The organism is Aeromonas sp. 61P (assembly GCF_051919545.1).
Classification (GTDB): Bacteria; Pseudomonadota; Gammaproteobacteria; order Enterobacterales; family Aeromonadaceae; genus Aeromonas; species Aeromonas veronii.
This window is the reverse complement of sequence record NZ_JBQBEL010000001.1, coordinates 3,907,960-3,926,957: the sequence shown is the minus strand read 5'-3', so window position 1 is coordinate 3,926,957 and position 18,998 is coordinate 3,907,960. Positions and strand designations below refer to the sequence as shown.

The following is an 18,998-nucleotide window of genomic DNA, read 5'->3' as shown; positions in this document are numbered from 1 at the left end:
TTCCACTGCTTGATATCGCATGTTTGTACTCTTCCCTCGCAACCTCTGATCTGATGAGCGGATGCAGGGGGCGTTGCTATGCCTGATTGGACATCAAACGTGGTTGGTTGTTGTGTTGGAGTGGTAAATGAAGCAGCAGGCCACGCAAGTCATGTGGTTTTTCGATCGGCAACATGATCAGTGGAGTCTCTCTGATCAGGGGGCCTACCAGCAGTGGCAAGGGGAGGGCAATCATCCCTGGGCCGCTCGCCTGTTACCGGAAGATGAGGCAGGTTTTGCCGATTTTCTTGTCCGGCTTCATGAATCGCATCTGCCCGAGCAGTTTATCGGCCATCTGAAAGATGATCAGGGGCAGCTCAACCATGTGCTCTGGAGCGGCCAGTTTGTGCCCACCCAGCAGATCTGCTGTGGCTGGCTGGCCCCTCTTGATACCGCCAACAGGGCGGTCTCCTCCCTCAATCTCTCTTTGCCGTTGCTGCAAACCACCCTGCTCACCCAGTTGGCGCAGGCGCTCTCTGCCCGCACCGGGCTCGATTTCTTCAATACCCTGGTCAGCCAGCTGGCCCATATCCTCAAGGTGGATGCGGTCTGGGTGGGTGAGTTGTGCGGTGCCGACCGGGTCAAAGTGCTGGCCGCCGACGGGCTGGCGCAGAAGGACTATCCGCTGGCGGGCTCCCCCTGTCAGGAGCTCTACAAGCAAGGGGCCATCTGTTTCGAGGTGATCGACGAGTCGCAGGAGTATCAACCCTGGCTGGCGGCCGGGCAGACTTATTATGGTCAGCCGCTATTTGATGCCAGAGGCCAACTTCTGGGCCATCTGGCGCTGCTCTATTCGGCTCCGGCAGATACCAGCAACCTCACCTCGGTGCTCAATACCTTCTCGGTACGGATGGTGGCCGAGCTGGAGCGCCTGCAATCCGATGCCCAGATGCGCCTCTCTGCCGTCGCATTCGAGACCCACGAAGGGATCATCATCACGGATCCGGGGTTCAAGATCCTGCGGGTCAACAATGCCTTCAGCCAGATCACCGGCTTTGACAGCCAGTCGGTGCTGGGCCTGCATCTGGAAGAGGATCTCTGGCCCAATCTGGGTGGGCTCGGCTACGAGCTCAATACCCTCAGCCGCTGGCAGGGGGAGACCCAGCGTCGCCATGTCGATGGTCACACCTATCCCCAGTGGGAGATAGTGACACCGGTGCAGGATGAAAAAGGGGTGATCAGCCACTTTGTCATCTGTTTTGAAGATATTTCCGAGCGCAAGGCGGCCGAGCGACGCATCCAGGATCTCGCCTATTATGACGAGCTGACCGGATTGCCCAATCGCCGTCAGCTCCACGAGACTCTGGTGCAGACCTTCAACGAGGCGACCCGCGATGGCTTGATTGGCGCCCTGCTCTTTATCGATCTCGATCACTTCAAGACCATCAACGACTCCCTCGGCCATGCCACCGGTGACTGGCTGCTCAAGGAGGTCGCCGCCCGTCTCAAACGGTTGGTGAGACAGGGGGATTGTCTGGCCCGCCTCGGCGGTGACGAGTTTGTACTGTTGCTGCCATCGCTCTCGGCCAGCCCGCCCCAGGCTGAGATGCAGGCCGATATCATTGCCGAGCGGCTTATCACCGAGATTGCCGCTCCTTATACCTATGTGGGGCAAGTGCTGCACATCGGCGCCAGTGTCGGCATTACCCTGTTTCCGGATCGGGAGCAGGGGGTCGATGATCTGCTCAAGCAGGCGGATACCGCCATGTATCAGGCCAAGTCCGCTGGCCGCAAGACCCGTCGCTTCTTCGATGCCTCGATGCAGCAGCAGGCGGATCGCCGTCTGCTCATTCACAACGAATTGCGCAACGCCCTCAGCCAGCAAGAGCTGACCCTCTACTATCAGCCCCAGCATATGGTCGATGGCGGCGATATCATTGGTGTCGAGGCGCTCATTCGCTGGCAGCCGGCCGGTCGCTCGCTGGTCTCGCCGGCCGAGTTTATTCCCATCGCCGAGGAGACGGACCTGATTGTCGATATCGGCAACTGGGTGCTGCACGAGGCGTGCGCCCAGTATGTGCTGTGGGAAGAGAACGGCATCCACATTCCGCAGATCTCGGTCAACGTCAGTGCCAAGCAGTTCCATGCCACCGATTTTGTCGAGAGCGGATCCACGATGTGTTGGCGCAAACCGGCATGGATCCGGCCTGCCTCAATCTGGAGATCACTGAGTCCGTGGTGCTGGGCCATGCCGAGGACACCATCAGCAAGATGACCGAGCTCAAGGAGCTCGGCATCAGCTTTGCCATCGACGATTTTGGCGCCGGTTACTCCTCCCTGAGCTACCTCAAGCGGCTGCCTGCCGATGAGCTCAAGATCGACCGCTCCTTCATTCAGGACATCCCGAAAGATGGCGACAACATGGCCATCGTCGAGGCGGTGATCGCCATGGCCCGCCATATGGGCTTTAACGTCACGGCGGAAGGGGTGGAATCCCGTCAGCAACTGGAGTTTCTCAAGGCGCAGGGGTGCAGTTTCTATCAGGGCTATCTCGCCTCCAAGCCGCTGCCGGTGCCCTATCTGGAGAAATATGTACAGCGGTTGACCAGACCGGAGCAACTGCGTGAAATGCAGCTGAGCGAGGCAGAAAAATAGTCCCTGCTCCCCGCTGTAGCGCTGCCCGGCAACGGGTAGAATGAGAGGCAGTAGACCCACCGCCACCGGGCGGTGTATTGCCCTCAATGGAGATGTTCAGTGAAAGCTGTATGGGGAATTGTTTTGTCGGCGCTGTTCGTGCCGACCCTGATGGCGCAGACTGCCGACCAGACGCTCTACCGTCAGGCGTATGACGCCGTACGGGCCAATGATCAGGCCCGTTTCCAGCAAATTCGTGCCCGTTTGACCCATTACCCCCTGCTCCCTTACCTCGATTACTATCAGCTCGCCTTTCGTCCGGGGGCGGCGGATTACAACGATGTGACCCGCTTTATCCGCCAGCATGGGGATACCCCCAGTCCAACCGGCTGGAGCGCAGCTATCTGACCTATCTGGCCCAGAGCCAGCAGTGGTCGCAGTTCCTGCGCTTCTATCCGGCCAAGCCGAGCTCCACCGACCTGCTCTGCATGCACTATCAGGCTCTCTATTACACCGGTAAGCCGAAAGAGGCGTTGCAGGGGGCGGGCAAGATCTGGATGAGCGGTCAATCGCGCCCCGATGCCTGCTCCCCGCTGTTCCAGCTGTGGCAGGCATCCGGTCAGCGTACCCAGGAGAAGATCTGGCAGCGGATGACGCTGGCGTTCGAGGCGGAAAACCCCAACCTGATCCGCCACCTTGGCGCGACCCTGGGTAGCGGCTTGCAGAGCTATGGCGATCAGATGGTGACCCTGTTCGAGCAGCCCGCCAAGGCGATGAACCCGGCCTATTTCAGCAGCAACCCCTATTCCCGCAAGCTGCTCTCCCTCGGTTTGACCCGCTATGCCAATCAGGAGCCGGAGTCGGTGCTGCGCCAGCTTGCGCTGTTTCGCAGCCGTTTCGGCCTGACCCAGGCCGAGGTGAAACCGGTAGAGCGTGCCATTGCCCGCCGCCTGCTGCTGGATCGCTCCATTGCCCAGCGTAGCTGGGTCGACAGCACGGTGAAAAAGCTGGCGGATCCCGACATCACCGAGCTGCGGGCGCGACTGGCCATCTGGGAGCAGGATTGGCGTGGCCTCTCCGGCTGGGTGAAGATGATGCCGATGGCCCGTCAGAAAGAGGATCGCTGGCGCTACTGGATGGCGCGCTCCCTTGAAGTGCAGGGGCAGCAAAAACCGGCGCGGGATCTCTATCTGGAGACCGCCAACCTGCGCGGTTTCTACGGCTTTATGGCCGCCCAGCGCACCGGCGTGCCCTATCGCATCAAGAACCAGAGCGTCAAGCATGTACCGGACTGGCGCACGGCCAGCCAGCGCTGGCCCTTCCTGTTGCGGGTGCGCGAATTGCTCTCGATGAACGAGATTGCGGCGGCCCGCTCGGAGTGGATCCACAACATGGATCGCAATCCGGTGGCCCAGCGCATCGAGTTTGGCCATATTGCCCTCAATCAGGGGTGGCACGAGCTGGCCATTCTCGCCAGCATTCGCGCCGAAGCGTGGGATGCCCTCGATTTGCGCTTCCCGCTGCCGCTCAAACGCACCTTCTCCCAGATGGCGCAAGAGCGCACCATGAACACCAGCCTGCTCTATGCCATCTCCCGTCAGGAGAGTGCCCTCTATCCGCTGGCCCAGTCGCCGGTGGGGGCGCGCGGTCTGATGCAGCTGATGCCGGCTACCGCCAAAGAGACCGCCGGCAAGCTGGGGGTGCCTTATCGCAACGAGCAGCAACTGTTTGATCCTGCGATGAATATTCGCCTCGGCAGCGCCTATCTCAAGCGCTTGCTGGATGTCTATGATGGCAACCGGATCCTGGCGGCGGCGGCCTACAACGCCGGGCCTGGCCGGGTAAAACGCTGGCGTGATCAGAGTGACAACAAGCCGATGGATGTGTGGGTCGAGAGCATCCCGTACAAGGAGACCCGCAACTACGTCCAAAACGTGTTGTCGTTCGATCTCATCTATCAGCACAAGTTGCAGCAGCCGCTGCGCTTCATGTCGGAGCGGGAGCTCAATCACGCCTATTGAGTCGGGGGCCGCCCGCGGCCCCTGTTTTCAAATTTTCCTGGCGCCGCGTATCATCGGGTAAGGTTCTGTTACCAAAGGAAACATGCCCGGTGACCTGGCTCAGGGAATTACATCAGGCTGCAGGGTATACTCAGGCGTCGGCACCGACAGGTTCCCCCACAATAAAGGAATGGATAGTGGCAACGATTAAAGACGTTTCTCAGCTGGCAAATGTGTCTATCTCCACCGTGTCGCGCGTTATCAATAACACGGCACAGGTAGCACCGGAAAAGCGTGAGGCCGTATTGGCGGCCATGAAGGAACTGAATTTTCGACCCAACAGTTTTGCTCAGGCACTGGTCAGCAAGCGTTCCAACTGCATTGGCGTGCTGGTCGGCGACCTCTGCGGTGGCCCCTTCTTTGCCCAGATGATGCGTGGCATCGAGACCATGGTCGATCAGGCCAACAAGTTCACCATCGTCATGTCTGGCAACCATGATATCGCGCGCGAGCGTCATGCGATTCAGGCGCTGCTGCAGCGTCAGTGCGATGCGCTGATCCTCCACAGCAAGGCGCTGCCGGACGAGGAGCTGAGCGAGCTGGCGGCAGGCTCTACCCCCATTGTCTTTATCAACCGTCAGGTACCCGGGGCCGAAGACCGCTGCGTCTGGCTGGACAATAAGGCCGGGATCACCACCGCGTGCCAGCACTTGCTGGATGCCGGTCATCGCAAAATTGCCTTTATCACCTCCGATGATGAAGAGTTTGTCGATGGCCTGCAGCGGATGGCGGGCTATACCCAGACCCTGGCCAGGGCTGGGATCGCGTTTGATCCGGCTCTCATCAGCCGCGCCTTTGCCGACGAAAACGGTGGCTATGTGGCGATGAGTGAACTGCTGACCCGTGGTGTCGATTTCACCGCCGTGCTCGGGTTCAACGATGGCATGGTGGCTGGGGCGATTTCTTGCTTGCTGGAGCGGGGTTACAAGATCCCGCAGCAGGTGTCGGTGGTGGGGTTCGACGATATTCCCTACGCCCGCTACATCTATCCCAAGCTCACTACGGTACGTTACCCCATCGAGGAGATGGGCAGCCGCGCAGCCGAGCTGGCGCTGCGCCTGCTCGATCACAAGCCGGTTGACGGCCTGGCGCTCAAGTTTGAAGCCCAGCTGGTGGAGCGTGAGTCAGTCGCCTGATGAACGTCAAACAGCGAACAACAAGGTGGCCCTATTGGGGCCACACTATTTTCTGAGTTATCTGCCTAATCCGCTATTTATCCCGCCAGGGCGATCCGCTGCTGGCGGCGCGCCTCCACCCCTTCTGCCACCATATCGAGCAGCTGCCTTGTCTGTTCCCAGCCGATGCAGCCATCGGTGACCGACTGGCCGTAGCGCAGCGGCTGGTTGCCTATATCCTGGCGTCCCTCCTTGAGAAAACTCTCCACCATGACGGCAGCGATGGCGTGGCAGCCGTTGCCCAGCTGGGCAGCCAGATCCCGGGCCACGGGTAGCTGGCGGGCGTGCTGTTTCTGGCTGTTGCCGTGGCTGCAATCGACCATCAGGCGAGGGGAGAGGTGATGCTGGCGCAGCAGCTCACCAGCCTCTGCCACATGATTGCTCTGATAGTTGGGCAGGCGGCCACCGCGCAGGATCAGGTGACCATCGGGGTTGCCATGACTGCGCACCAGTGCCAGCCGCCCGTCACCGGAAGGCTGCGGATAGAGGTGCGCGGCCCGGCTGGCAAGGATCGCCTCGACCGCGATCCGGATGTTGCCATCGGTGCCGTTTTTAAAACCGATGGGACAGGGGAGGGCCGAGGCCAGCTGGCGGTGGAGCTGGGATTCGGTGGTGCGGGCACCGATGGCACCCCAGCTGATGAGATCCCCCAGATAGAGCATGCTGGTGAGATCGAGAAATTCGGTGGCACAGGCGAGCCCCTCTTGCCCGAGTGCCAGCAGCAGCTCGCGCGCCTGGCGCAATCCCTCTGCCAGCCGATCGCTGCCGTCCAGACCCGGGTCGAAGATAAATCCTTTCCAGCCGAGCGTCGTGCGCGGCTTTTCGAAATAGGTGCGCATCACCAGCTGCAGCTGATCCCCGTATTGGCCCTGCAGTTCGGCCAGCCGGCCACCATAGTCGCGGGCGGCGACGGGATCGTGGATGGAGCAGGGACCGATCACCAGCAGCAGGCGGTCGTCCTCTCCCTGCAGAATATTACGGGCTTGCTGGCGGCTGCGTGCTATCTGACGGGCGAGTCGGGGAGGGGCGGGGTGATCTTGCAGCAACTCATCCGGCGTAGGCAGGGTGGCAAGGGGTGATGCGTTCAGTAGTGAGGTGAACATGAGCGATCCTTATGGAAATGGAAACCTGCATGCTCATTGCTGTCCAGTGGGGATCTTCCCCTTATTGTGTCGGGCAACACAGCGCGGGCATGGGCCCGCGCTGTTGGCTTGATGGGCCTTAGAAGCGGGCTGATCCGCTGACGTAGTAGCTGCGACCCGGTTCGACGTTCTGGAAGACGATATCTTTCTCTTGCAGGCGCACGTCGGTCAGGTTGGTGATCCCCAGTCGCAGGTCGAAGTTCTCGGTGACCTTGAAGCTGGTGCCCAGATCGAAAGTCTGGTAGCTGGGCAGCTTGTGCAGCACGACAACCTTGTTGACGGTCTGCTCGGCAAACTGTGTGCCGGTGTAGGTGGTGCCGACAAAGGCATTGACCCGTTCGGTGGCCTGCCAGGTGATCTTGGCGTTGGCCTTGTGCTCCGGCCGCTCGGGCAGAGCCTGACCCTGATCGCCTTCAGCCTTGAGGTAGGTGTAGTTGGCGCCGAGGTTGATATCGTCGGTCAGATCGAGCTTGCCGGTCAGCTCCAACCCCTTGGTGGTGGCCTTCTCCAGGTTGTACCAGGTGCGGTCAGTGGAGTTCGGCAACGGTTTGAAGGTGAGCATGTCGTCGATGTCGGAGTAGAACAGGGTAGCGCTGGTCTCCCAGATCCCTTCTCCTGCGATGACGCCCAGCTCGTAGTTGGTACTGGTTTCCGGCTTGACCTTGTCACTGCCATAGATGCGGCAGCTGCCGCCGCAGCTTTCGATGCTGTAACCGTTGGAGTACTGGTGTGGTGCCGGTGCCTTGAAGGCCCGGCTGACACCGCCCTTGACGGTCACCACCTCGTTCATCTCATAGACCAGATAGCCGCGCGGGGTGAAGTGGCTGCCGTAGATCTCGTGGTGATCGTAACGGCCGCCCAGCGTGAAGGTCAGGCTGTCGGTCAGGCCGATCTCGTCCTGAGCAAACAGCGCCTCCTGGGAGTGGCTTTCCTTGCCGCCGATATCCTTGTAGCTCACCGTATCCACCAGCTCCCGATCCAGATATTCACCACCCAGCGTCAGGTAGTGGTTGGCCAGCGCCAGGTTGGTATAGCCCTTCAGGGTCAAGGTGTTCTCTTCCAGCTCCCGCTGCTGCGGGGCAGAGTAGCTGGTGTTGAAGTCGTCGATCTGGGAGCTTTCATAGTTGGCCATGACGGTGGTGTCACCCCAGCTCCAGTTCCCCTTGTGGGTCAGACCAAACAGGTTGCGATCGTTCTGCTGCTGGCGGTTGTGCACCTTGTTGCCTGTTTTGCGGAAGATATCGAGAGGCCGCTCATCCTGGTTGTAGAGGTAATCCAGCTCGAAGCGTTGCTGCTCATCCACCAGCCAGCTCAGGGTAGAGGCGAAGTTGCGGGTCTGCTTGGCTTCGATAAGGGGGATGCCGTCAGCGGCTTCGGTGGGGGTCCAGGCCTGACGGTCATACACCTCGCCGTTCATCCGGATCAGCAGGTTGTCGGTCAGCGGGCCGGTAAAGCCCAGGTTGGTTCTGTGCTGATCGCCGCCATCCTTGCCCTCGATGGCCTTGAAGTCGGCATCGGCCGCCCCTTGCCAGGTTTTGCCCGGTTGCTTGGTGATGATGTTGATGACCCCGCCGATGGCATCGGAGCCGTAAAGTGCCGACATGGGGCCACGGATCACCTCGACCCGCTGGATCATGCCAAGGGGAACCGGGGTGTTGTCGAAGTTGCCGCCGCGCCACAGGGCATTGGAGGAGGAGAGGCGTTTGCCATCTACCAGCACTAGCGTGTATTTGCCGGACATACCGCGAATGCCGATATCGCTGCGGCCATTGGTGTCAGCTTCAGCCTGAATGCCCACTTCGTGGCGCAGCAGGTCGGCAAGGTCATTAACCGGCGCGGCGGCGATCTGTTCGGCCGTGATGACAGAGATGGAGGCCGGTGCCGAGCGGGTATTGTGCGCCGTGGTGGTGACGGTGATCACCTCATCGGCTTGAGGGGCGTTACTGGCGGCGATCGCTTGCTGGGTCAGCAGGGTGACGATGGTGGTGGCCAGCAGGCTGGGAGCGATAAAACGAGAGGCTGAGAATTTCATTATTTACATCTTCCATAATATTCAAATGATAAGCATTATCATTATCAAGTTGAATTTGCTCCGATCGCAACTCTTTTTTATCGATGAAGTTCAGTTTCGTTCGTCACCCTATTTTGACTAAAAAAAGTTAATGAAATTGATTCTCATTTGTGTTGATCGTTTTTTCGCTCCTTGTTAGGATGCCGTTCACCCTGATATCTGGTGAGTCAAATGACTCACTTTAAGTCGTGTCAGGCAGTGATTCATTCCAAGGAGTAGCACCGTCATGTGTGACCATGCACTGGAAGGAGAGTGGCCCGCCACAGCGGCCGGGCTGGATAAAGTGTGCTGTTTTGCCAGCGGTGACAGGGTATTGGTCGCCTCCGGTATCCACGACAGTTTTACCGGCATCCCGCCGGAGAAGCTGCTCGCCCATCTGCGTCAGTTGCGCCAGCAGGGGATGGCCAATCCCATCGCCATCGGCGCTATCCCGTTTGATACCCAATCCCCCTGGCATCTGGTGATCCCGGCGCAATCGCAATGGGTCGCAAGAGATGCGATGTTGCCCGCCCGCTGTTGCCAGCTCCATGGCGAGGTGAGCGAAGTGACCGGCTCCGCCCACTATCAGGGGGCAGTGCGGGCAGCGTTGCAGCAGTTCAGCGAGGGGCAACTCGAGAAAGTGGTGTTGTCGCGCGCCATCGATGTGCAGAGCGCAGAGCAGACCTCCCCCGCACACGCCTATGGCTCTCTGCTGGCCCAGAATCCGGGCGCCTATGTGTTCCAGATCCCGCTGCCGGAGGGGGAGACCCTGCTTGGCGCGAGCCCCGAGCTGCTGGTGTCACGCAGCGAGATGGCGGTGGTGAGCAATCCGCTGGCGGGCTCCCGTCCGCGCCACGCGTTTTCCGATCAACAGGCGGCCAGTGCCGAGCTGCTGGGGGCGCAGAAGGATCGCTATGAACATGCGCTGGTGGCCGATGCAGTCGCTGCGGCCCTCGCTCCCTTCTGTCGCGAGCTGGACGTCCCTCTGGAGCCGCAGGTGATCGCGACCCCTACCATGTGGCACCTCTCGACCCGCATCGCCGGGCGGCTCCATGAACCCTCTCCCGTGCTGGCACTGGCGCTGGCGCTGCACCCGACACCAGCGGTATGCGGCACACCGCTCTCGGCAGCACGTCAGGCCATCGCCCGGCTCGAGGGGTACGATCGCCGCTTCTACTGCGGCGCCGTCGGTTGGATGGATGCCGATGGTAATGGCGAGTGGGTAGTCACCATTCGCTGTGGCGTGCTGGCTGGCAGGCAACTGCGGCTTTATGCCGGCGCCGGGGTGGTGGTGGGCTCCTCGCCGGAAGCGGAGTGGCAGGAGACCGCTGCCAAGCTTGGCACCATGCTGCGTGCCTTCGGCCTCGAAAGCCGGGAGCCGGAGGTAACCGCATGAAGTCGTTGGTGTCCTTTACCCCCTGGCCCGCCGAGCTGGCCGCTCACTACCGGGCACAAGGGTGGTGGCGCGGACAACCGCTCACCGCCCTGCTCGATGACTCTGCCGAACGTTATCCCGAGCGCACAGCCCTGATCTGCGGCGAACGCACCCTCAGTTATGGCCAGTTAAAGCGTGAGGTCGATGCACTGGCGGCACGGTTGGCTGCGCGCGGGCTGGGCCACGGCGATACCGCGCTGGTGCAGTTGCCCAACTGCGCAGAGTTCTATATCTGCTGGTTTGCCCTGATCCGCTGCGGAGTGGTGGCGGTGCATGCCCTCTACAGCCATCAGCGGCGCGAGTTGGTGGCCTTTGCCCGCCAGATTGAGCCCGCCTTGCTGGTACTCAGCCCCTCCCATCCCGGCTTTGCCGGTGAAGCGGGGAGCTTGGCGGCCCTTGATGAGCTGGTATCGCCTTCTTGCCAGACACTGCTGTTCGAGCAGGCAGAAGGCTCCGATCTTCAGTCTGGATTTGCATGGCATCAGCCTGACCCCATAGCCCGTGCTGATGGTTCGCCGCCGGCGGCCACTGCACCAACCCCTACACCGACTCCAGCCGATCAGGTCGCCTTTTTCCAGCTCTCCGGCGGCAGCACCGGCACCCCCAAACTGATCCCCCGTACCCACGATGACTATGGCTACAGCGTGCGCCAGAGCGTAGCGGTGTGTGGTTGGGATGAGCGGGTGATCTATCTATGCGCTCTGCCAGCGCCCCACAACTTTCCCCTGAGCTCCCCCGGGTCACTCGGGGTGTTTTATGCCGGTGGCTGCGTGGTGCTGGCAAAGGATCCCTCTGCAGTAACCTGTCTGCCGCTGGTGCAGCGCCATCAGGTCAACTGGGCGGCACTGGTGCCACCGGCTCTGGCGCTCTGGCTGGAGGCGGCCAGCCACTATCCGCAGACCTCTCTGGAGTGTGTGCAGGTGGGGGGGGCGCGCCTCAGCCCGGCTCACGCCGAGGCGGTGGCGAGCCGCCTCGGCTGCCGCTTGCAGCAGGTGTTCGGCATGGCCGAGGGACTGGTCAACTACACCCGCACCGAGGATGACCAGTGGCACATCGTCAATACCCAGGGTTGCCCGATGAGCCCGGGCGACGAGGTGGAGGTGCGAGGCAGCGACGGGCGCCCCTTGCCCGATGGCGAGTGCGGCGAGCTCTGGACACGTGGCCCCTACACCTTTCGCGGCTACTTCAAGGCTGATGCCCACAATCAGCGGGCTTTTGATCGGGACGGTTTCTACTGCACCGGCGATCTGGTCTGCCGCTTGCCCGGCGGTCATCTGATAGTGGTGGGGCGCAACAAGGATCAGATCAACCGGGGTGGGGAGAAGATCGACGCCCTCGAAATTGAAGAGCTGTTGCTGACCCACCCGGAAGTGCGGCAGGCGGCGCTGGTCGCCATGCCCGATCCCATGCTCGGGGAGCGCAGCTGCGCCTTTTTGATGTGCCGCGAGCCCCTCAATCTGCCCCGCTTGCGCCGTTTCCTGCGCGAGCAGGGGGTGGCCGATTACAAACTGCCCGATCGCCTGGTGCTGGTGGAGCAACTGCCCCACACCCCGGTCGGCAAGATAGACAAACAGACGCTGCGCGAGCAGCTCGCCAAGGAGTGTGCATGACCATTCAATCCCTCGCCGCCTACCCGCTGCCTACCGCTGAGGAGCTGCCAACCGGGCGGGTGAACTGGCCCTTCGAACCGGGCCGCGCCGCCTTGCTGGTCCACGATATGCAGCACTATTTCGTCGACTTCTACGGGCCGGGCAATCCGCTGATCAATCAGGTCATCGACCATATCGCCACCCTGATCCGTCAGGCGCGTATTCTTGGCATGCCGGTGGTCTATACCGCCCAGCCCGCCGAGCAGAGTCAGGCCGATCGGGCGCTGCTCAACGACATGTGGGGGCCGGGGTTGACCCGAGCGCCGGAGCGTCAGCCAATCGTTCCTGCGCTGGCGCCCGAGCCGCAGGATACGGTGCTGACCAAGTGGCGCTACAGCGCTTTTTGCCGCTCACCGCTGGCCGAGCTGATGGCCGAATGGGGGCGGGATCAGCTGGTGATCTGCGGCATCTACGGCCATATCGGGGTGATGCAGACGGCGGTCGATGCCTTTATGCGCGATATCCGCTCCTTCCTGGTGGCTGATGCCATAGCCGACTTCTCCCGCGAAGATCATCTGCTGGCGCTCTCCTACGTCAGCCGCAATGCCGGTCGGGTGATTACCGTGGCCGAGGTGATGGCGGCCAGCAAACGCCCCCTGACTCGCGAATCTCTACGTGCTCAGGTGCTGGCGCGGCTGCCAGCCGAGATGCAGCAGGAGCAGCCCACCGAGGATGAGAACCTGCTCGACTACGGTCTCGACTCGCTGGCGGTGATGGGGCTGGTGGAAGAGTGGCGTCAGCAGGAGCTGGTGGTGGATCTGGCCGAGCTGGCCCGCACGCCGACCCTGGCTCACTGGTGGGAGCTCCTCTCCCGTCAGCTTCACGTTAGTCAGGACACGGCTTATCAGGTCAACGAAGAGCACGTCAGCGAACCGGAGTGCACCCCATGAGCGAGTGGCAAGGCAGAACCGTCTGGGTAACCGGTGCAGCGCAGGGAATTGGCCATGCGGTTGCGCGTACCTTTGCCGAGGCGGGGGCCAGCGTGGTGGCGTTCGATCTGCAATTGGCCGAGGCCTTGCCCGGCAACGTGAAGGGCGTGGTGCTCGACGTGAGTGACAGCGAGGCCGTGACCCGCTGCTGCGAACAGCTGCTGGACGAGGGGCTGGGGCCCGATGTGCTGGTCAATGTCGCCGGCGTACTGGCGACTGGCAGGATCGATGAGGTGGATGACGCCCTCTTGCAACGCACCTTCGCCATCAACACCTTCGCCCCCTTCTACCTGATGCGGGCCCTGACCCCCTGGTTTCAGGGGCGGCGCAGGGGCGCCATCGTCAATGTCTCCTCCAATGCTGGTCGGGTGCCGCGAGTGGGGATGGGCATTTATGGCGCCTCCAAGGCGGCGCTGACCAGCCTCACTCAAACGGCTGGGTTGGAGCTTGCCCCCTATGGGGTGCGCTGCAATCTGGTGTCGCCGGGCTCGACCCGCACCCCGATGCTGTACGGCATGTGGCAGGAGGGGGAGGCGGCGCAGCAGGAAGGAGAGCTGCGAACCATCGCGGGCCTGCCCGGGCAGTTCAAGCTGGGTATCCCCCTTGGCAAACTTGGGACCCCCGACGAGGTGGCTGCCTGCGTGCTGTTTCTCGCCTCAGATGCCGCCAGCCATATCACCCTGCAGGATCTGGTGGTCGATGGCGGTGCCACTCTGGGGGTCTAGCCCGCGCGCTGCCGATCCGGCAGGCGTGACACCTTCTTAATGGAGGAGGCCTTGCCTCCTCGCTTTTCAGCCATGCGGGCAGGGGCAAGCCGCTGCCCGCTCGATGTTTGCGCAAGGACATTCCCATGGAACAGACAATGGCGATGCGCGCCACCCACCAGCGTGGTGAGCACCCGCGCTGGCCGCTTACCACTGCTCAGGCGGGCATCTGGTTTGCCCAGCAAAAATATCCGCAGAGCCCTGCCTGCAATACCGGCGAGTACTGGCTGCTGGAGGGGGCGCTGGCTCCCCATCACTTCACCCGTGCGGTGCGCCAGACCATCGACGAGATCCCCGGTCTGCACTGCGCCTTTGTGGCCACTGCTGATGGCCCTCAGATGGTGGCCAACCCCGCCTGCTGGCAGCTGGCAGAGCGGGATCTGCGCAGCGAAGCCGACCCGCTCGCCGCCGCGAAGGCCGAGATGCGTGCGCAGTTGGCCGCCCCCTTCAATCTGGCCGGGGGGCCGCTGTTTGCCACCACCCTCTATCGCCTTGGCGAGGGGCGGTGGGCCTGGTTTATCGCTGTGCACCATATCGCCATCGACGGCTTTGGCCTGAGCCTGCTCTGCCAGCGGGTGGCAAATTGGTATGAGGCGCTCTGTGCCGGCGAGCAGCCAGCACCCTGCCACTATGCGACCCAGCAAGAGCTGCTGGCTGAAGAGGCGGCCTATCAGGATTCGCCGCGCGCCGCGCGGGATCGCGATTTCTTCGTGCAGCAGCTGGCCGGGGTGGAGAACCCTGCGTCGTTCTCCCGCCGTCCGGCGCAAGGGCCTGGCCCCACATATCGTCTTGAGCAGCGGCTTGCTGGCCGCCAGTGGCAAGCATTGGTGGATCGGGCGACTCGCTCTGCCTGTCACCCCTACAGCCTGCTGCTGGCGGCGGTGGCCAGTTATGTGCAGCGGATGAGCGGCGCTGGCGAGGTGGTGCTGGGTATTCCGCTGATGGGGCGGCTGGGCTCAGCGGCGGCCGATACCCCCTGCATGAAGGTCAATGTGGTACCGCTGCGCATCGAGCTGAGCGGCACCAGCCGGGTAGGGGAGTTGCTGGCACAGGTCGAGCGGCAATTTGCCGCCCTGCGCCGTCATCAGGGCTGCCGTCAGGAGTGGTTGCAACAGCGCCAGCCGGGCCAGCCGCTGTTTGGCCCTCAGGTCAATTTGATGCCCTTTGCCCGTACCCTCAGCTTTGGTGAAGGGCACAACCAGGTTCGTGGCGAGGTGCAGGTGCTGGCGGCGGGGCCGGTGGAGGAGTGCGCCTTCTATTTTGCCGAGGAGGCTGGCGCGATGACCCTGACCCTCGAAGCACATCAGGGGCGCTTCAGCCAACAGGAGAGTGAACGTCATCTGGCCCGGCTGGTAGCTTATCTGGCGGCCTGGAGTGAGGCGGATGACGAGGCCCTGGCGGTGCGTTTGCCGCTGCTGCTGCCCTGCGAGCAGGCTGAGCTGGCGCGCTGGAACCAGACCGACCATCTGTTGCCGACTACCACCCTGAGCGCACTGCTGGCCGAAGGGCTGGCGGCGGCAGATCAGAGCGCCATCGCGCTGGAGTGTGGCGCCGAGCGCTGGAGTGTGGCCGAGCTGCGCCAGCGCACCCACCAGCTGGCCAGCTATCTGGCGGGGAGAGGCGTGGGCCCCGGTTGTCGGGTGGCGGTAGTGATCCCGCGCTCTCCCGAGCTTATTCTCGCCCAACAGGCCATCATGGCGGTGGGTGCCGTCTACGTGCCCGTAGACCCGGACTATCCGGCGGAGCGGATCGGCTACATTCTCGCCAGCAGCGATCCTGCGCTGGTGCTGACCAGTCGTACCTTGCGGATGCCGCTCGACGTGGCGGCACCACTTGTCTGCCTCGATGCTCCCGGTGTGGCAGAGCAGCTGGCGGCGGTAGAGTTGGCTACGACAGTACCTTGTGAGCTGCCAGCCCCCAAACCGGAAGATGCGGCCTACATCATCTACACCTCAGGTTCGACCGGTCGGCCCAAAGGGGTGGTGGTGAGCCATGGCGCCATCGTCAACCGGCTGCTCTGGATGCAGCACATGTATCCCATCGGCCCTGCGGATCGGGTGCTGCAAAAGACCCCGGCCGGTTTCGATGTCTCCATCTGGGAGTTCTTCTGGCCCTTTATGACCGGGGCGCGGCTGGTGCTCGCCAAACCGGGCGGCCACAAGGATCCCGCCTACCTTGCCGAGCTGATTGAGCAGGCCGGGATCACCACCTTGCACTTTGTCCCCTCCATGCTGCAGATCTTTGTCACTCAGGCCGAGCCTGCGCGTTGCCGCGCCCTGCGGCAGGTATTTTGCTCCGGCGAGGCGCTGCCCGCGGATCTGGTGCTGCGCTGGTATGGGACATTCTCAGCCCCCCTGCACAACCTCTATGGCCCGACCGAGGCGGCGGTGGATGTCACCTGGTATCCCTGCCGGGCAGATGAGGCGGTGACCAGCGTGCCCATCGGCTATCCGGTCTGGAATACCAGCATCCACATTCTCGACCCCTGGTTGCAGCCGGTGCCGCCCGGTGTGGCAGGTGAGCTCTGGATCGGCGGCGTACAGGTGGCGGAGGGCTACTTTGGCCAGCCCGAGCTCACCGCAGAGCGCTTTATTGCCAATCCCTTCGGTGCGGGACGGCTCTATCGCAGCGGCGATCTGGCCGCCTGGCGCGAGGATGGCGCCATCGAGTATCTGGGGCGCCTCGATTTTCAGGTGAAGATCCGTGGCCAGCGCATCGAGCTGGAGGAGATCGAGCAGGTGCTGCTGCGCCATCCCCGAGTGGCGCAGGCGGTGGTGCTGGCCCCCGAATTTGCCCCCGGCGATTGCCGTCTGGTGGCCTATGTGGTGGCCGCAGATAGCAGCGAGTTGACGCTGGCCGAGCTGGTACCCACCCTTGGCGCTGCCTTGCCTGACTACATGGTGCCGGGGCTCCTGGTAAACCTGGCTGAGCTGCCGCTTACCCCCAATGGCAAGCTGGATCGCAAGGGGCTGCCGCTGCCCGATATGGCGTCGGCGGTGGGTCAGTCACTGCCGAAAACCCTGCTGGAGGAGCGGCTCTGTCGCCTCTTCGCCGAGATACTGGGGCTGGTGCGGGTCGGCGCCGACGATAACTTCTTTGCCCTCGGCGGCCACTCCCTGCTGGCGGCTCAACTGGTGGTGCGTATTGAAGAGTCGACCGGACAGGCGCTCACTTTGGCCAGTCTGTTCGAAGCGCCGAGCCCCGCCCAGCTGGCGCGCCGTCTGGGCGGCGAGCGGGAGGCAATGCCCATGCTGTTGCCCCTGCGGGCGCATGGTGCTCAATCGGGCACATCGTGCCCCACCCTCTTTTGCGTCCATCCCGCAGGGGGGCTCGGCTGGTGTTATGCGCCGCTGGTGCCCCATCTGCCGGCCGACATGGCGGTCTATGCCCTGCAGGCGCGGGCGTTCTGTCAGCCGGATGCGCCGCTGCCCGCCAGTTTCGACGAGCTGGCGCTCGATTATGTGACCGAGCTGCGTCGTCAACAGAGCGAGGGGCCCTACTGGCTGCTCGGCTGGTCGCTCGGGGGCATGCTGGTGCACCGGATGGCCGCCATGCTGCAAGAGCAGGGACAAGAGGTGGCCATGGTGCTGCTGCTCGATGCCTACCCCTGTCAGCAGTGGCAGACCCAGCCGTTGCCCGACGAGCAGCGGATGCTCGATGCGTTGCTGCGGATGGGAGGCATTGCGGTTGTGGAAGATGCGCTCGATTCCCTTACTCGCGACGAGGTGGTGGCCCGACTGGGGGCAGAGGGGAGTGCGCTGGCCATGCTCGACGAGCAGGTGGTGAGCGCCATGATTGAGCTGGTTGGCCACAACAACCGGCTGATCCGTGAGCGGGTCGACTACTGCTATCACGGGGAGGTGATCTTTATCGAGGCGTCAGCCTCCCGCCAGCCCTGGCTGGATGGACGCGGCTGGGAGCCGCTGACAGAAGGCAAAATCCGCTATGAGCGCTTCCCCTGCCTCCATCAGGAGATGGTGCATCCCGACTGGCTGGCGAAGATCGGCGCTCTTATTTGTGAGCGGGTCGATGGCGTCGGACAACAACCGCACATCCGGCAGGAGGGGAGCGCATGACCCCGGTTGCCGCCATCCGGGAAGCCTTGCAGGCGGGCAAGCTGGTGGGGCTGGGGGAGCCGCACTGGCACCCGGATTTTATCCGGCGCCAGCACGCCTGGCTGTGTGATCCGGCGCTCTGGGGAATCATGACCGATCTGGTGCTGGAGTGCGGCAACCGCCGCCATCAGGGGTTGCTCGATGCCTGGCTGACGGGGGAGGAGAGCTGGCAGGGGGCGCCGCTGACGCTGGGGCGACTCTATCCGGTCTGGCTCGACTCCTGCGCCTTCCCCGCCTGGATGGCCCCCGAGTTTCCGGCCCTATTCGCAGCCCTGCGCCAGAGCAATCTGGCGCGCCCTGAACATATGCGGCTGCGGGTGCATCTCTGCGAGCCCTTATTCGAGTGGCAGGAGATGAGCCCGGAGCGCTGGCAGCAGCACAACAGGGGGCGGGATCAGGTGCTGGCCGACTATCTTCTTGCACTTCCCGCCCGCGGCGTGGTGCTGCTGGCGGGGGCGCGCCATCTGCTCAAAGCCGCAGGGGATCCCCACTTTGCTCAGCCGACGCTGGGCCAGTTGCTGGAGGCTGCACGGCCGGGCTGGCTGCATGTCCTTCACCCCTGGCCATTAGTTGATGGGAAGGGAGATGGGGAAGAGGAGCGGGTGTGCGATCTGGCCGGGATTGCGACCGCCGATCTCTATCCTCACTGGCCGGCGTATCCGCCGCTGGAAACTCTTATCGACAGGTTGGTGCGCGTGGCTGACCGGGGACGGGAGATGCGAATTTGCCCCACCTTGCTGGCCGAGCCCTGGCGCAGCCGCTTGTTGAGTCGCGCTCACTTGCTGCCAGTTGGCATGGCCCGCCAGCTGCAACAGTGGTTGGAGTAACCCCTGACAGAAGTAACAGCTAACTGAAACAACTCAATGGGGGAGCAAGGCTCCCCTTTTTCACATTTTGCATCCTGCATTCAGCGCTGCAAAGTTGCACCATTTACGGCATACCTTGCCACTCATCGCCGAAAATTCAGCTCCTTCGCTACTTTAAAGAAGTTTCTACTGGTCTTACCTGAGTAAATCCCTTTGCTTTTTATTTAACAAGGTATTTACATCTAGGTGTCACCAGCATC

Annotated in this window: 9 protein-coding genes and 2 pseudogenes; 9 read left to right on the top strand and 2 right to left on the bottom strand. The window is 62.6% G+C overall.

Annotation, left to right across the window (positions count from 1 at the left end; all coding sequences use genetic code 11):
• Positions 1–127 precede the first annotated feature (127 nt).
• The 3 genes and pseudogenes from ACTG2O_RS18365 (at position 128) to ACTG2O_RS18355 (ending at position 5,809) form a co-directional block, all read left to right on the top strand.
• Positions 128–2,634 (top strand): annotated as a pseudogene (locus tag ACTG2O_RS18365) (putative bifunctional diguanylate cyclase/phosphodiesterase).
• Between the two features lie 99 nt (positions 2,635–2,733).
• Positions 2,734–4,634: pseudogene (locus ACTG2O_RS18360) on the top strand (transglycosylase SLT domain-containing protein).
• Positions 4,635–4,810: 176 nt separating this feature from the next.
• Positions 4,811–5,809: a LacI family DNA-binding transcriptional regulator gene (locus ACTG2O_RS18355; RefSeq protein ID WP_439976444.1), complete on the top strand. Its 999-nt coding sequence runs from the start codon at positions 4,811–4,813 to the stop codon at positions 5,807–5,809.
• 77 nt (positions 5,810–5,886) lie between these two features.
• Here the strand turns inward: ACTG2O_RS18355 and ACTG2O_RS18350 are convergent, their stop codons facing one another.
• Both ACTG2O_RS18350 and ACTG2O_RS18345 read right to left on the bottom strand, forming a co-directional pair.
• The gene (locus ACTG2O_RS18350; protein ID WP_439976443.1) at positions 5,887–6,951 is read right to left on the bottom strand and encodes a 3-deoxy-7-phosphoheptulonate synthase; all 1,065 of its coding nucleotides are present in this window, start codon (positions 6,949–6,951) and stop codon (positions 5,887–5,889) included.
• A gap of 118 nt (positions 6,952–7,069) precedes the next feature.
• Positions 7,070–9,022, bottom strand: a complete 1,953-nt coding sequence (locus ACTG2O_RS18345; RefSeq protein ID WP_439976442.1) for a TonB-dependent receptor domain-containing protein — start codon at positions 9,020–9,022, stop codon at positions 7,070–7,072.
• Between the two features lie 265 nt (positions 9,023–9,287).
• Here ACTG2O_RS18345 and ACTG2O_RS18340 point away from each other — a divergent pair, with 265 nt between their 5' ends.
• The 6 genes from ACTG2O_RS18340 to ACTG2O_RS18315 all read left to right on the top strand — a co-directional run bounded on the left by ACTG2O_RS18340 (position 9,288) and on the right by ACTG2O_RS18315 (position 18,759).
• Positions 9,288–10,436: an isochorismate synthase gene (locus ACTG2O_RS18340; RefSeq protein ID WP_439976441.1), complete on the top strand. Its 1,149-nt coding sequence runs from the start codon at positions 9,288–9,290 to the stop codon at positions 10,434–10,436.
• The gene (locus ACTG2O_RS18335; protein ID WP_439976440.1) at positions 10,433–12,085 is read left to right on the top strand and encodes a (2,3-dihydroxybenzoyl)adenylate synthase; all 1,653 of its coding nucleotides are present in this window, start codon (positions 10,433–10,435) and stop codon (positions 12,083–12,085) included. Before ACTG2O_RS18340 ends, ACTG2O_RS18335 begins: the two co-directional genes overlap by 4 nt.
• Positions 12,082–13,014, top strand: coding sequence for an isochorismatase family protein (locus ACTG2O_RS18330; protein ID WP_439976439.1), 933 nt, complete (start codon positions 12,082–12,084; stop codon positions 13,012–13,014). Before ACTG2O_RS18335 ends, ACTG2O_RS18330 begins: the two co-directional genes overlap by 4 nt.
• Positions 13,011–13,778, top strand: coding sequence for a 2,3-dihydro-2,3-dihydroxybenzoate dehydrogenase (dhbA, locus tag ACTG2O_RS18325; protein WP_408841056.1), 768 nt, complete (start codon positions 13,011–13,013; stop codon positions 13,776–13,778). The genes ACTG2O_RS18330 and dhbA overlap by 4 nt, the downstream gene beginning before the upstream one ends.
• Positions 13,779–13,903: 125 nt before the next feature.
• Positions 13,904–17,893 carry an amino acid adenylation domain-containing protein gene (locus tag ACTG2O_RS18320; RefSeq protein WP_439976438.1) on the top strand — a complete coding sequence of 1,330 codons (3,990 nt, stop codon included), beginning with the start codon at positions 13,904–13,906 and terminating at the stop codon, positions 17,891–17,893.
• Positions 17,890–18,759: a hypothetical protein gene (locus ACTG2O_RS18315; RefSeq protein ID WP_439976437.1), complete on the top strand. Its 870-nt coding sequence runs from the start codon at positions 17,890–17,892 to the stop codon at positions 18,757–18,759. The genes ACTG2O_RS18320 and ACTG2O_RS18315 overlap by 4 nt, the downstream gene beginning before the upstream one ends.
• Positions 18,760–18,998: the final 239 nt, after the last annotated feature.